Below are 12,653 nucleotides of genomic sequence, written 5' to 3' on the forward strand. Positions count from 1 at the left end.
TCATGCAGGAGAGAAAGCGAGAAGGAAGCCATGCCCACGGTCACATCCAGGGACGGCACCATTATCGGCTACGATCGCAAGGGAGCGGGCCCCGCCATCATTCTGGTCGCCGGCGCCACGCAATATCGCGACGTCGACACCACGGTCACACCGGCGCTGGCGGAGCTGCTGAGCGCGCGCTTCACCGTCATCAATTATGACCGGCGCGGGCGCGGGGAATCGGGCGATACGGCGCCCTATGCGGTGGCGCGCGAAATCGAGGACATCGCGTCGCTCATCGACCTTGCCGGGGGCAGGGCGGGACTGTTTGGCATGTCCTCCGGCGCTGTGCTGGCTCTCGAAGCCGGCGTGGCCTTGGCTGGCAAGGTCAGCGGCGTCGTCATGTACGAGCCACCGATTGACCCGGAACAGTCGTCAGCCACGGCGTGGCGGGAGCATGCTGAAATGGTCGCGCTGGCTGAGCAGGGCGACGGCGACGGCATGATGGTGGCGTTCATGAGCGGCGTCGGCATGCCGCCCGAAGCGGTGGAGGGCTTCCGGCAAAGCCCGGCCTGGCCCGCCTATGCCGCTATCGGCCTCACCATCGAGCACGACTATCGCGTCATGGCCGAAGCCACCGATGGCGATCGTCACCCGGCGCGCTGGCGCGATGCAACAATTCCGGTGCTGATCCTCGACGGGTCCGAGAGCTATCCCTTCATGCGGCACGGCGCCGACTGGGTCGCCGCAGGTCTGCCGAACGCGACGCGGCGGACGCTGGCCGGGCAGAGCCACGAATACGACTACAAGGTCGTTGGGCCGGTGTTGGCGGAATTCTTCGGCGGCCTGACCTAGCCGGCGGCCTTGCGGTCGATCATGACGGCCAGTCCATCGAGGATGCGTTCGAGGCCAAAGTCGAAGGCCCGGTTCGGATCGCCCAGGCCATAGAGTTCGCCGACGATGGGGCCAACGCGGTTGGCCACCGGATAGGCTGAAAAGTCGAGCGTTTGGAGGAACGGGGCGATGGCGTACCACCATTCGTCGTCGCTCATCCCGGTCAGCTCCTTGACCATGCGGGACCGCGCCACGTCGCGCGCCGCGCCGAAAACGTAGTTGGCGATCATCGTCACGTTCATATCCATCTCGATCTCGTCCAGCCCCAATCCGTCGAGCGCGCTGAGGAAGATTTCGTAGGATTTGAGCGTGTTTGGCCCCAGCACCGGCCGGTGCGTGGATACCTGCAGCACCCAGGGATGGTCGATATAGTATTGCCGGAAGCTCTTGGCGACGAAGGTCACATTGGCCCGCCACTGCGCCGGATCGAAGACCGGCATGGCGTAGTCGCCGCCGCCCGAAACAGCATCCAGCATCAGGTCGAGCAACACCGATTTGTCGGGGATATGGGTGTAAAAACTCATCGCCGAAATGCCGACCGCCTCGGCAACCCGCCTGGTCGACACGGCCTCGATGCCTTCGGCATCGGCTATGCTCACGGCCGCAGCCACGAGATCGGCTACACTGACCTTGGCCTTGGGTCCGCGCTTGGGCGCCTCGGCCTTCCCCCACATCAGTTGCAGGGTTTTGATCGGGTCTCCGCGACCGGCAATGTCTTCGGCCACGGGGCCCTCCGAAAATAACTCTTTACACCGTACAAGATTGTGTTAAACACCGTACAGCGCACGGAGTTATAGAAGCTGCGTGCGAAAAAGTCGAGCCCACTGTCACAAACCGGCTTGCTGACGCGTCTTGTCAGCAGGGCAGGATCAGTGTGCCCGCAGATCAAAGGGGACTTCAGATGATCCATGCCAGAGACCTCACGCGCACCTTCAAGACCAAGGCCGGGCCAGTGGAAGCGGTGCGCGGGCTGAGCCTCGATGTTGCCGAGGGTGAGCTTGTGGCCTTTCTAGGCCCCAATGGCGCCGGCAAGTCGACGTCGGTGCGCATGCTGACCACGCTGCTGCCGCTGACCTCGGGCAGCGCCAATGTCGGTGGGCACGACGTCGCGTCGGATGCCGCCAATGTGCGCCGCAAGATCGGCTATGTCGGGCAGGGCACCGGCTCGGGGCCGTATCACCGCGTGCGCGACGAGCTGGTGACGCAGGGCAAGGCGCAGCGCATGAGCACCTCGGCTGCAAAGAAGCGCGCCGACGAACTTCTGGGCCTGCTCGAGTTGGAGGGCCTTGCCGATCGTGATTGCGCCTCGCTCTCCGGTGGCCAGAAGCGGCGGCTCGATGTGGCTTTGGGGCTGATGCATACGCCGCCTATCCTGTTTCTCGATGAGCCGTCCACCGGCCTCGATCCGCATTCGCGTGCCAATCTGTGGGAACATATCACCCGCATCCGCAACGCCAACGGCATGACTATCTTCCTCACCACGCACTATCTCGACGAGGCCGACACCATGGCCGAGCGAGTGATGGTGATGGATAATGGCGCCCTCATTGCCGACGACACGCCGGCTCGCCTCAAGGCCGACCTGGCGGGCGACACCATCCATGTCAGCGTGCTCAGCGAAGACCAGTCCACCAGCGCTGCCGAGATCGCACAAAACCTGCCTGACGCACGCGAGACGCGGGTGACGGGGCGCGATGTGGCCGTGACGCTGCGGGATGGCGAGGCGGTGCTGCCCGAATTTGTCCGCCGCCTGCATCAGTCCGGCATTGAAGCGATCAGCGCACGCGTGGTGCGGCCGACGCTGGATGACGTGTTCTTGGGGCTGACCGGGCGGAGCCTGCGTGAGGCGGCGGCTTAGTCATGCCCTTCCCCCAACTCTCCCACCCACCAACGCTTCCCCCGGACTTGATCCGGGGGTCCTTCGCCGCTTGTGCCGTGCGAGGAGGGACCCGCGGATCAAGTCCGCGGGAGGCGATTGAGGTTTTTGCGGGCGAATTGCGCTTCAGCGCATATTGAGGATCAAGAATGTCCTTCATCTCAGACACCACCATCTCCTTCCGCCGCGAGATCGGCCCGACGCTGCGCAGCTGGTATTACATTGTCTTCGGGCTGGTGCAGCCGCTGCTCTATCTGGCGCTGTTCGTGCCGCTGCTCGGCGCCGTGCCCGGACCCGATGGCGCCAGCCCGCTACAATGGTTCGTGCCCGGCATGGTCACCATGCTGGTGCTGTTCACCACCGTTTCCTGCGGCTGGGCGCTGACCGAGGAGCTGATGAGCGGCAGCTTCGAGCGCTTCCTCGCCACCCCGATGAGCCGCCCCGCCATCATGGTCGGGCGGGCGCTCAAGGAATTGGCGCCGCTGCTGGTGCAGGCGCTGATCCTCATCGTCGTCGCCACGCCGTTCGGGCTGGTGCTGCATCCGCTGCACATGCTGCTCGGGCTGGCGCTGCTGATGCTGTTCGGTGTGGGCGTCGCCTCGCTCTCCTACGCGCTGGCGATTGCCAGTAAGCATGATGGTTCGCTGTTCTACATGGTCAGCCACTCGATCGCCCTGCCCATGATGCTGCTGGGCGGCGTGCTGCTGCCAATGACCAATGCCCCGACCTGGCTCTATGTGCTGAGCCGCTTCAACCCGCTGACCTATCTGGTCGAAGCCGAACGGGCCCTGTTCGTGGGTGAGATCGCCACTATGCCGGTGCTCTATGGCGTGCTGGTCGCGGTGCTCGTAGCGGGTATCGGCCTCGCCGTGGGCGTCAGCCAGATTCGCAAGGCGTCGTTGTGAGGAGGCGGCTGTGGCGCTCAACCACGTCAACCTGACCGTGGCCGACGCGGAGGCCGCCGCCAGCTTCCTCACCACCTATCTGGGCATGACCGAGATGGGGCGGCGCGGCCGCAATATGGTGTTCCTCACCGACGAGAACGGCATTGTCCTTGCCCTGATGAAGGGCAAGGACGCCAGCTATCCTGTCAATTTCCACATCGGCTTCATCCAGGCGGATGCGGCGGCTGTCGATGCCATCCATGCCCGTCTCGTCGCTGACGGCTTCGAGGTGGAGGCGCCGAGCGAGCAGCATGCCTATACGTTCTATGTAACGGCGCCCGGCGACGTGACGGTCGAAATCCTCGCCTGAGCGAGGGTAGTTTTGCGAGGCTCTTGACGCATTCATACCTCTGCAGCTATGAATAACCTATAGCCAACGAGGCATGGATTGCCGGAATGTCGATCGCTCCCGACCAAATCTTTCGCACCCTTGCCGATCCGACCCGCCGCGCTCTGTTCGAGCGGCTCTGCCGGGAAGGCGAAAAGACCGTGGGCGCACTGACATCAGGCTCGGGCGTGTCCCAGCCGGTCGTCTCCCGTCACCTGGGTGTGCTGAAAGAGGCTGGCCTGGTGCGCGATCGTCACGAAGGCCGGCAGACCCATTATGCGGCGTTGCCCGGCGCCTTGGCCCCCTTGGTCGATTGGACGAGCGAAATGGCCTCCTACTGGGAGGGCCGGCTCGATGCTTTGGAAGACCTGTTGAGGAGAATGGATCAATGAGTGACATCACCCACCCGAACCCGTCGCCCTTGAGCCGCTGGGTCCGGCAGTCGCATCGCTGGATCGCCGTGGCCTTCACCCTCAGCGTGGCCGCGACTTTCGTTGCCCTGGCCCAGCCCGAGCCGCTGGTCTGGGTCTCCTACCTGCCGCTGCTGCCGCTGGCTTTGCTGTTCCTGACCGGCGTCTACATGTTCGCTTTGCCCTATCTCAGCCGCTGGCGCAGCGGGGCGCGCGTCCGGTGAGCACGGTGAAACCGGCAATCCGCACCGTCATCGTCGAGCGCCAGGTGCCCCATCCGCCCGAAAAGATCTGGCGGGCGCTGACGCAGCCGCACCTGATCGAGGAATGGCTGATGCAGACCGATTTCCAGCTGGTCAAGGGGCAGAAGTTCACGCTGCGCAACCAGCCCCGGCCCGATGTCAGCGTGGTGATCGAAGCGGAAGTCCTCGCTATCGAGCCGCACCGGACGCTGTCCTATTCCTGGCGTGCCTTCGGGCTCGACAGTACCGTCACCTTCACGCTGGAGCCGACCCCGACGGGAACCATCATCCGCATGGAGCAAACCGGTTTCGGCCCCGATCAGGACCTTGCCTTCAAGGGGTCGCGGGCAGCCTGGACGCAATATCTCGCCGCGCTCGACAGGTTCATCGCGACGATCGACTGACGCCTGCCCACCAACCAATATTCAAGGAGAACAGCCATGGCCGGCACGAGCAAATCGGGCAAGAAGGTCTTTTCGGACGCCGAAATGGAGGCGATGCAGGACGCTAAGGTCGAGCGCAAGAAGAGCAAGAAGGGCGATGGCGAAGCCGACCTTTTGGCCAAGGTCGCCGAGATGAACGATAGCGATCGCGCCATCGCCGAACGCCTGCACGCCCTGGTCAAGGAGAATGCTCCCGATCTGGCGCCCAAGACCTGGTATGGCATGCCGGCCTGGAGCAATGGCGCCGGCAAGGTCGTCTGCTTCTTCACCGCTGCGGGCAAGTTCGATACCCGCTATGCCAGCTTCGGCTTCAACGAGGCCGCGCTGCTCGACGACGGCACCATGTGGCCGACGGCCTTCGCGGTCACCAGGCTGACCGAAGCCGACGAGAAGAAGATCGCGGCACTGCTCAGGAAAGCCGTCGGCTAGCGCCGAAAAATTCACTGCTGCTGTCGAAAACCATGCTGCTGACGCGTCGTGTCAGCAGCATGGTTATGATGGTTTCAAAGGCTCCAACCCATGCATGCGAGGAGCCATTCCCTCCCTCTTGCGAGGAGGGTTAGGGTGGAGGTGTCGGCGTTCGGCCCCTGGGTCTGCGTCAGACGCCTCCCCCTGTTCCACCGCCCGCCCCGACGTCTCTCTTGCCTCACAGGACGATTTGATGACCCAATCCCTCTATGGTTCGATCACCATTCGCGGCGCCCGCGAGAACAATCTCAAGAATGTTTCCCTCGACATCCCCAAGCGCAAGATCACGGTCTTCACCGGCGTCTCCGGCTCGGGCAAGTCGTCGCTGGTCTTCGGCACTATTGCCGCCGAAAGCCAGCGGCTGATCAACGAGACCTACCCGGCTTTCGTCCAGCAATTCATGCCGCGCTACGGCCAGCCCGACGCCGACCAGCTCGAGAATATCTCGGCCGCCATCATCGTCGACCAGCAGCGGCTGGGCGGCAATTCGCGCTCGACCGTGGCGACGGTGACCGATGCCGCCCAGATGCTGCGCGTGCTGTTTTCGCGGCTGGCCGAGCCCAAGCTGGGGCCGCCCTCGCTCTATTCCTACAACGACCCGCGCGGCATGTGCCCCGATTGCGAAGGCATTGGCCAGGTCGCGGCCATGGACATGGACGCCGTCGTCGACGAGTCCAAGTCGCTCAACCAGGGTGCGCTGCTGCCCAAGGATTTTGCCGTCGAAACATGGTGGTGGGAAATCTTCAAGAATTCCGGCCTGTTCGACATGGACAAGCCGATCAGCAAGTATACCGAAGAGGAGCGCCAAAACCTCTTCCACCTCAATGACGGCCGCAAGATCAAGGTCGGCAAGATCGGCCTCACCTATGAGGGCGTCGTCTCCAAGCTCAAGTCTGGCCTGGGCAGCAAGGACCCCGAAAGTCTGCAGCCGCATATGCGGCTCGAATACGAGAAAATCTTCACCCGCAAGACCTGCCCGGCCTGTCATGGCGCCCGCCTCAACCAGCAGGCGCTGGGCAGCAAGATCGAGGGTCACAACATTGCCGAGCTCTCGGCCATGCAGGTCAGCGATCTGGCCACTCTTGTGCGCAAGATCGAAGCGCCGCAGGTCGGCCCCATGCTCGAAGCGCTGGCGCTGCGGCTCGAAAACCTCGTCACCATTGGCCTGGGCTATCTCAGCCTCGATCGCGAAAGCTCGACCCTATCGGGTGGCGAAAGCCAGCGCGTCAAGATGGTGCGCCATCTCGGCTCGTCCCTAACCGATATCACCTACGTGTTCGACGAACCCTCCGTGGGCCTCCACCCCCATGATGTCGGCCGTCTCGCCGGGCTGATGACCCAGCTCCGCGACAAGGGCAACACCGTGCTCATCGTCGAGCACAAGCCCGACATGATCGCCATTGCCGACCATGTCGTCGACATGGGGCCGCGCGCCGGCTCCAAGGGCGGTGAGGTGGTCTATGAGGGCGATTATACCGGTCTGCTCACCTCGGGCACGCTCACCGGCAACCACATGAAGAAGCACCAGCCGATCAAGGACAAGGTGCGTAAGGCCAATGGCGATCCACTAAAGATCGACCATGCCCGCATCAACAATCTGAGGGATGTCTCGGTCGCCATTCCGCGTGGCGTGCTAACGGCGGTCTGTGGCGTGGCCGGCTCGGGCAAGTCGAGCCTCATCCAGGGCTGCCTGCCGCTGGCCTATCCCGACACCATCATCATCGACCAGAACCTCGCGCGGGGCTCGCGCCGCTCCAATACCGCCACCTATACCGGCATCCTCGACAACGTCCGCAAGGCGTTCGCCAAGGCCAATGACGTGGAAGCCTCGCTGTTCTCGGCTAATTCCAAGGGCGCCTGCCCTGACTGCAACGGGCTGGGCGTGATCTATACCGATCTGGCCCACCTCGATCCGATGATCACCACCTGCGAGACCTGCGAGGGCAAGCGCTTCCTGCCGGAGGTGCTGGACCATCACCTGCGTCGCAAGTCGATCAGCGATGTCTACGAGATGAGCATTTCCGACGCCGTCGGCTTCTTCACCGAACCGGCTATTGCCAAGATACTGAAGGGCCTCGACGATGTCGGCCTGGGCTACCTCACCCTCGGCCAGCCGCTTTCGACCCTCTCGGGCGGCGAACGCCAGCGGCTGAAGCTCGCCGCCGAACTGGGCAAGAAGGGCAATATCTATGTGCTCGACGAGCCCACCACCGGCCTCCATATGAACGACGTCGATACGCTGATCGGCCTGTTCGACCGGCTGGTTGATGCCGGCTCGAGTGTGATCGTCATCGAGCACAATCTGGATGTGATCTCGCGCGCGGACTGGGTGATCGACCTCGGCCCGGGCGCCGGGCAGGACGGCGGTTCCATCCAGTTCGAGGGCGTGCCGGCGGATCTGGCCAAGGCAAAGAACTCGGTGACGGGCCAGCACCTCGCAGCGCGGTAAAACTCGATCGTCACCCTCGGGCTTGACCCGAGGGCCCTTCACTTGCGGAGTGCCGGTTGAAGTATGGAGCCCTCGGGTCAAGCCCGAGGGTGACGTCCTGTGGGTGTTGCTGCTGTTGCGTCCTGATCCTACATTTCGGCGATGACTACCCCCAACATCGCCCTCAAGCTCGACATCATCGTCATCGGCGCCGGACAGGCCGGGCTTTCGTCAGCCTATCATCTCAAGCAACTTGGACTCGCGCCCGGGCGCGATTTCCTGGTGCTCGACCGCGCGCCGCAGCCTGGTGGGGCCTGGCAGTACCGCTGGCCGTCGCTGACGCTCTCCACCGTCAATCGTGTGCACGACCTGCCGGGCATGAGCTTTGCCGATAGCGCCGGCGGCGACGACAGCGTGCGTGCCTCGGTGGCGGTGCCGCATTATTTCGCTGCCTATGAAAGCCATTTCGAGCTCGACGTGCTGCGCCCCACCACGGTCAGCGTTGTCTGCGACCGGGGCGAGCGCCTGCGTATCGAAAGCGATCGCGGCCTGTTCTCGGCACGAGGCCTGATCAACGCCACCGGTACCTGGGAGCGGCCCTACATTCCGGACTATCCCGGCGCAGCCAGCTTTGGCGGCCGCCAGCTTCACACTCGCGATTACACCACCGCCTATGCCTTTGCCGGCCAGCATGTGCTGGTGGTCGGCGGCGGCATTTCGGCGATCCAGCTTCTCGATGAGATATCCCGCGTTACTCGCACCACCTGGGTCACCCGCACCCCGCCGCGCTTTCGCGAGGGTCCTTTCGACCAGGAGGCCGGCCGAGCCGCCGTGGCTTTGGTGGAGGATCGGGTGCGCCGCGGCCTGCCGCCCAGCTCGGTCGTATCGGTCACCGGCCTGCCGCTGAGCCCGGCCATCCTTGCCATGCGCGAGCGCGGCGTGCTCGAGCGGCAGGATATGTTCACCGAGATCACTCCATCGGGTGTGCGCTGGGCTGACGGAAAGACGCTCGATGTCGACGTCATCCTGTGGTGCACCGGTTTCCGCAGCGCCCTCGATCACCTGGCGCCGCTGCAATTGCGCGAGGAATCGGGCGGCATCACCATGACCGGGCGCCTGGCCACGCAGGTGGCGCGCGATCCGCGCATCCATCTGGTCGGCTATGGCCCCTCGGCATCCACCATCGGCGCCAACCGCGCCGGCGCGGCCGCCGCGCGCGAATTGACGACGTACCTCGCCTCGGCGCCCTCGACCGCTGAGTGATGCCGCGATTGCGGCGTGGATGCCTCAGCTGGAGAAATTTGCGATAGCCGCGATGTAGGGGGTTGCCGCTTCGGCTTGACAGCTCCTTGCAGAACGTGATGGTCAAAACCCTTGAGACACACGGCTTTTTGCAACCGGAAAGCGCCCATTTCGGAACCTAAAATGCATCGAAAATCCCTGATACTGTCGTTCGGCCTGGTGGCGCTCGGCTTTGCCGCCCCGGTTTCAGCCCAGGACCTTCTTGGCCCCCTGGCCAATGTGGTGGACCAGCAGCTCATCACTGGCTGGGAAGCCAGCACTCAGGATGGCTGGTTTGCGCTGAGCAACGATTCGCTCGAGGGCTCCGAACAGACGCTGACCATCAATGCCGGCCCGCCGCCGGCCGATGGGCGCGAGACCATGGTCACCGTGTCGCTCAATTCGCAGATCGCCACCGCCGCCATCGGCGTGCTGGCGCGCAGCGCCACCAATGACGACGTCTGCCTGATGGAGATCACGGCCGAGGCCAAGGCCAACCTGTTCTGCGTCATCGGCGGAGACTATCAGTCCATCGCCTCGGTCGACGGCGTGGCGCGCATGGATGGCAGCGACATCATCACCATGGTCGATGTGCCCGGTGCTGCCCGCTTCTTCGTCAACGACACCCAGATCGGCGACGTCACCTATGCCTCCGCCCTCGGCGGCGAAATCGGCATCATGGCCTATGAGCGCGGTACGTTCGGCATCGCCGATTTCCGCATCAGCGATTTGACCGCACCCAGCGGCAATACGCAGTCGGGCGGCGGCTCCGGCCTTCCGCCCAAGGGCGGCTCGGGCGGACAGACGGCCGGCTCCGATACCAGCGGCGGCAGCGGCGGCGGTGGCGATGATCGCATGGCCGGCATTATGGGCCCGCTCGCCGATGCCATTTCGAACGCCGACGCCAAGGACGGCTGGGAGCTGTTCTTCGAGGACAATTGGCTGGTTATCGTCAACTCTGCCACCGCTTCGAGTGAGCGGGTCTTCACCATGCCGGTGGGCCCGCTCAATTCCGGTCAGCGCGTGACGACGCTCGAGGTTGGCGTCCTGCCGCCTCAGGGCGAGAAGGCCAGCGACTTCCCGCTTTCGGCGGCGGGCATTCTGATCGAGAGCAGCGACAAGTCGAACTCCTGCATCGGCGAGATCACCGGCGCCGGCGATGGCCTGGTTCTGTGCTTTGGCCCGGATGGCAAATCGACCGAAATCGGTCGCCTCGCCGGCGCGGCCAAGGGCGGCGGGCAGGACGTGCTGCAATTCATCGAGGAACCCGGCTATGGCGAGTTCCGCCTCAATGGCGAAACCATCGGCCAGATCAGCAATGATCCGGCGCTGGGTGGCGATATCGGCGTGCTCGCCTATGAACGCGGCGAATTCTACGTCGGCGGCTTTTCCATCACCGAAGGCAGCGCCACCTCGGCCGGTGGTTCGAGCCCGTTTGGCAAACCGCCAACGGTCGGCGGCGCCGTGCCGATGTTCGGGGGCGACCAGGCCCGCCTTATCGGCGTCTATCTTGGCCTCACCAACAGCATCTTCTTCCACGAGTTCGGTCATGCCCTGATCGGCGAATTGCAGATTCCGTCCACCGGACCGGAAGAGGACGCCGTCGACATCTATTCGGCGCTCAAGGTGGTCGACCCGACCATGTATCCCTCCGATGACGAGCAGACCAATGCGATCGGTCGCGAAGTCGCGATGTATTCGGCGCTGCAATGGTACTATAGCGGCAAGCTCGCCGAAGAGCAGGGCTCCGAAACGCCATGGCAGGACGAGCATACGCCCGACCTCAAGCGCTTCCGCAACGTGTTCTGCGTGATGTATGGCGGCAATCCCGCCATGTTCTCAAACCTGGCCGAACAGATCGGGTTCGACGAGAATACGCTGGCGCGCTGCGACGAGGAGTTCAACAAGCAAAGCCGTGCCTGGCGCACCATCCTGGCGCCCCATACCCGCGTAGATGCCTGGAATCCGGAGGGCCAGTTGCCCGTCGACGCTCCCGGCGCCGCCGTTGAGGTGGTGTTCGAGCAATCCCAGAGCGCCATCGGCCAGTTTCTGGTCGAAACCATGGGCGACGGCCTCAAGGGCTTCGCCGCCGACCTAAGCAAGACCTACGCGCTGCCGCGCACGGTAACCGTGACCTACAAGGATTGCGGCGAACTCAACGCCTGGTATGACCCCTCCGAGGGCAGCATCACCATGTGCTACGACCTCATCGAATATCTGGCGATCATGATCTCCGATATCGAAATGGGGACGGTGCAGGGCGCCGATGCCGGCGGCGCCGCGCCCACCAGCTCGGTTCCCGGGTCCGGAGGCGCAGCAAGCACCAATGTCAGCCTGACGACCAGTGGCTCGTCCGGCATTGACGAGCTGGCCGACCTTGGTGTGCCCCCGACCAATGTGCTGTTCCCGGCGCCTTACAAAGGCCCCACGCCGAGCGGCCACACCAAGGCTGAGCTCCTGACCACCGAAGGCCTGGCCAGCGCCATCAATGACGGCATCAGCATGCTGATGATCGATACCAGCGGCCGGGCTGATACCATTCCCGGTGCGATCGGCGTCAGCGACGCCGGCAAGGATGGCAGCCTTACCGACCGCTTCCAATCGGCAGTCGACAGCTTCCTGCAACAGGAGACGAAGGGGGATACCAAGATGCCCGTCGTATTCTTCGGCACCGGCCTGCAGGATCGTTCGGCCTATAACGGCGCCTTACGCGCCGGCGCACTTGGCTGGACGGCCTATTGGTACCGCGGCGGGATCGAGGCCTGGCAAGCGAACGGCCTGCCGTTGGCGCCCGCTGAATAGCGGGACGCCAGCGGCCCAGCCGAACAGCCTCTGGTCATCGAGGATCGTCGTGATCAGCCGGCGCTCCGCGGCGTCGTACTTGTACCGATCCGCAGTCTGCTGGAAATGGCGAGGCGTAACCTCGCTGATGCAGTAGTGGTTGTTGTTGCCGACCGACATGGCAAGTTTGAACGTCTTCTCGTTGACCTGCCCGGCATCGATGCTGGATTGGGCGGTCAGGATATCGAGCGGCGCCGGCCTCGCGTATGCGCGCCGAAGCGCTCGGAGCCTACTGGGACGTGGTGGAAGCCTTGCGCGTGCGCGATCCGGAGGCGGCCCGCAAGGCCGTCAATCATATCCTTGATCTGGCCGAACGCGACCTCAAGTCGGCAACCGGCGTCCCGCCCGGCAAGACTCCGTAGCATCGATCCGTACGACGATACCTCATGCTCAACAGCACCCAGGGCTACCTCGCCGCATTGGCGCACTGAGGACTACCACTGCACCGTGCTGGCATGTTTCCCCACTGGAGACTTGTCTCGACTATGCGGATTGCCGCGGTTCGGAAAAGATTGTGAC

At 64.0% G+C, this 12,653-nt stretch carries 13 protein-coding genes; 12 read left to right on the plus strand and 1 reads right to left on the minus strand.

Annotated features, from left to right (window positions below):
* Positions 1 to 30 precede the first annotated feature (30 nt).
* Entirely contained in the window at positions 31 to 834 is an 804-nt protein-coding gene (locus MF606_RS00240) for an alpha/beta fold hydrolase (RefSeq protein WP_240231425.1), read from the plus strand.
* Here MF606_RS00240 and MF606_RS00245 read toward each other — a convergent pair.
* Positions 831 to 1,598 (minus strand): TetR/AcrR family transcriptional regulator, encoded by a 768-nt coding sequence (locus MF606_RS00245; protein ID WP_240231426.1) that lies wholly within the window; start codon positions 1,596 to 1,598, stop codon positions 831 to 833. The genes MF606_RS00240 and MF606_RS00245 overlap by 4 nt on opposite strands.
* A 176-nt stretch (positions 1,599 to 1,774) precedes the next feature.
* On the opposite strand from MF606_RS00245, the gene MF606_RS00250 reads away from it, so the two are divergent.
* The 11 genes from MF606_RS00250 (at position 1,775) to MF606_RS00300 (ending at position 12,496) form a co-directional block, all read left to right on the plus strand.
* Positions 1,775 to 2,731 (plus strand): ATP-binding cassette domain-containing protein, encoded by a 957-nt coding sequence (locus tag MF606_RS00250; RefSeq protein ID WP_240231427.1) that lies wholly within the window; start codon positions 1,775 to 1,777, stop codon positions 2,729 to 2,731.
* A 167-nt stretch (positions 2,732 to 2,898) separates the two neighbouring features.
* Positions 2,899 to 3,654, plus strand: a complete 756-nt coding sequence (locus MF606_RS00255) for an ABC transporter permease (RefSeq protein ID WP_240231428.1) — start codon at positions 2,899 to 2,901, stop codon at positions 3,652 to 3,654.
* 10 nt (positions 3,655 to 3,664) lie between these two features.
* Positions 3,665 to 4,003, plus strand: a complete 339-nt coding sequence (locus tag MF606_RS00260) for a VOC family protein (RefSeq protein ID WP_240231429.1) — start codon at positions 3,665 to 3,667, stop codon at positions 4,001 to 4,003.
* 86 nt (positions 4,004 to 4,089) lie between these two features.
* Entirely contained in the window at positions 4,090 to 4,413 is a 324-nt protein-coding gene (locus MF606_RS00265) for an ArsR/SmtB family transcription factor (RefSeq protein WP_240231430.1), read from the plus strand.
* Positions 4,410 to 4,655, plus strand: coding sequence for a hypothetical protein (locus MF606_RS00270; RefSeq protein ID WP_240231431.1), 246 nt, complete (start codon positions 4,410 to 4,412; stop codon positions 4,653 to 4,655). The genes MF606_RS00265 and MF606_RS00270 overlap by 4 nt, the downstream gene beginning before the upstream one ends.
* Positions 4,652 to 5,077 (plus strand): SRPBCC family protein, encoded by a 426-nt coding sequence (locus MF606_RS00275; RefSeq protein ID WP_420842230.1) that lies wholly within the window; start codon positions 4,652 to 4,654, stop codon positions 5,075 to 5,077. The genes MF606_RS00270 and MF606_RS00275 overlap by 4 nt, the downstream gene beginning before the upstream one ends.
* Before the next feature lie 36 nt (positions 5,078 to 5,113).
* Positions 5,114 to 5,545, plus strand: a complete 432-nt coding sequence (locus MF606_RS00280) for an iron chaperone (RefSeq protein ID WP_240231433.1) — start codon at positions 5,114 to 5,116, stop codon at positions 5,543 to 5,545.
* 232 nt (positions 5,546 to 5,777) lie between these two features.
* Positions 5,778 to 8,033, plus strand: coding sequence for an ATP-binding cassette domain-containing protein (locus MF606_RS00285; protein ID WP_240231434.1), 2,256 nt, complete (start codon positions 5,778 to 5,780; stop codon positions 8,031 to 8,033).
* Positions 8,034 to 8,174: 141 nt separating this feature from the next.
* Complete coding sequence (locus MF606_RS00290) at positions 8,175 to 9,275, plus strand: FAD-dependent oxidoreductase (RefSeq protein WP_240231435.1); 1,101 nt, start codon at positions 8,175 to 8,177, stop codon at positions 9,273 to 9,275.
* A 162-nt stretch (positions 9,276 to 9,437) separates the two neighbouring features.
* A complete protein-coding gene (locus MF606_RS00295) occupies positions 9,438 to 12,095 on the plus strand; it encodes a DUF4344 domain-containing metallopeptidase (protein WP_240231436.1) in 2,658 nt (885 codons plus the stop codon).
* A gap of 245 nt (positions 12,096 to 12,340) precedes the next feature.
* Positions 12,341 to 12,496: a hypothetical protein gene (locus MF606_RS00300; protein WP_240231437.1), complete on the plus strand. Its 156-nt coding sequence runs from the start codon at positions 12,341 to 12,343 to the stop codon at positions 12,494 to 12,496.
* Positions 12,497 to 12,653 lie beyond the last annotated feature (157 nt).

The organism is Devosia lacusdianchii (genome assembly GCF_022429625.1).
Taxonomy (GTDB): domain Bacteria; phylum Pseudomonadota; class Alphaproteobacteria; order Rhizobiales; family Devosiaceae; genus Devosia; species Devosia lacusdianchii.

Coding starts and splice junctions, on each gene's coding strand:
- MF606_RS00240 (WP_240231425.1), top strand. CDS start 31: ATGCCCACGGTCACATCCAGGGACGGCACCATTATCGGCTACGATCGC.
- MF606_RS00250 (WP_240231427.1), top strand. CDS start 1,775: ATGATCCATGCCAGAGACCTCACGCGCACCTTCAAGACCAAGGCCGGG.
- MF606_RS00255 (WP_240231428.1), top strand. CDS start 2,899: ATGTCCTTCATCTCAGACACCACCATCTCCTTCCGCCGCGAGATCGGC.
- MF606_RS00265 (WP_240231430.1), top strand. CDS start 4,090: ATGTCGATCGCTCCCGACCAAATCTTTCGCACCCTTGCCGATCCGACC.
- MF606_RS00270 (WP_240231431.1), top strand. CDS start 4,410: ATGAGTGACATCACCCACCCGAACCCGTCGCCCTTGAGCCGCTGGGTC.
- MF606_RS00280 (WP_240231433.1), top strand. CDS start 5,114: ATGGCCGGCACGAGCAAATCGGGCAAGAAGGTCTTTTCGGACGCCGAA.
- MF606_RS00285 (WP_240231434.1), top strand. CDS start 5,778: ATGACCCAATCCCTCTATGGTTCGATCACCATTCGCGGCGCCCGCGAG.
- MF606_RS00290 (WP_240231435.1), top strand. CDS start 8,175: ATGACTACCCCCAACATCGCCCTCAAGCTCGACATCATCGTCATCGGC.
- MF606_RS00295 (WP_240231436.1), top strand. CDS start 9,438: ATGCATCGAAAATCCCTGATACTGTCGTTCGGCCTGGTGGCGCTCGGC.
- MF606_RS00300 (WP_240231437.1), top strand. CDS start 12,341: ATGCGCGCCGAAGCGCTCGGAGCCTACTGGGACGTGGTGGAAGCCTTG.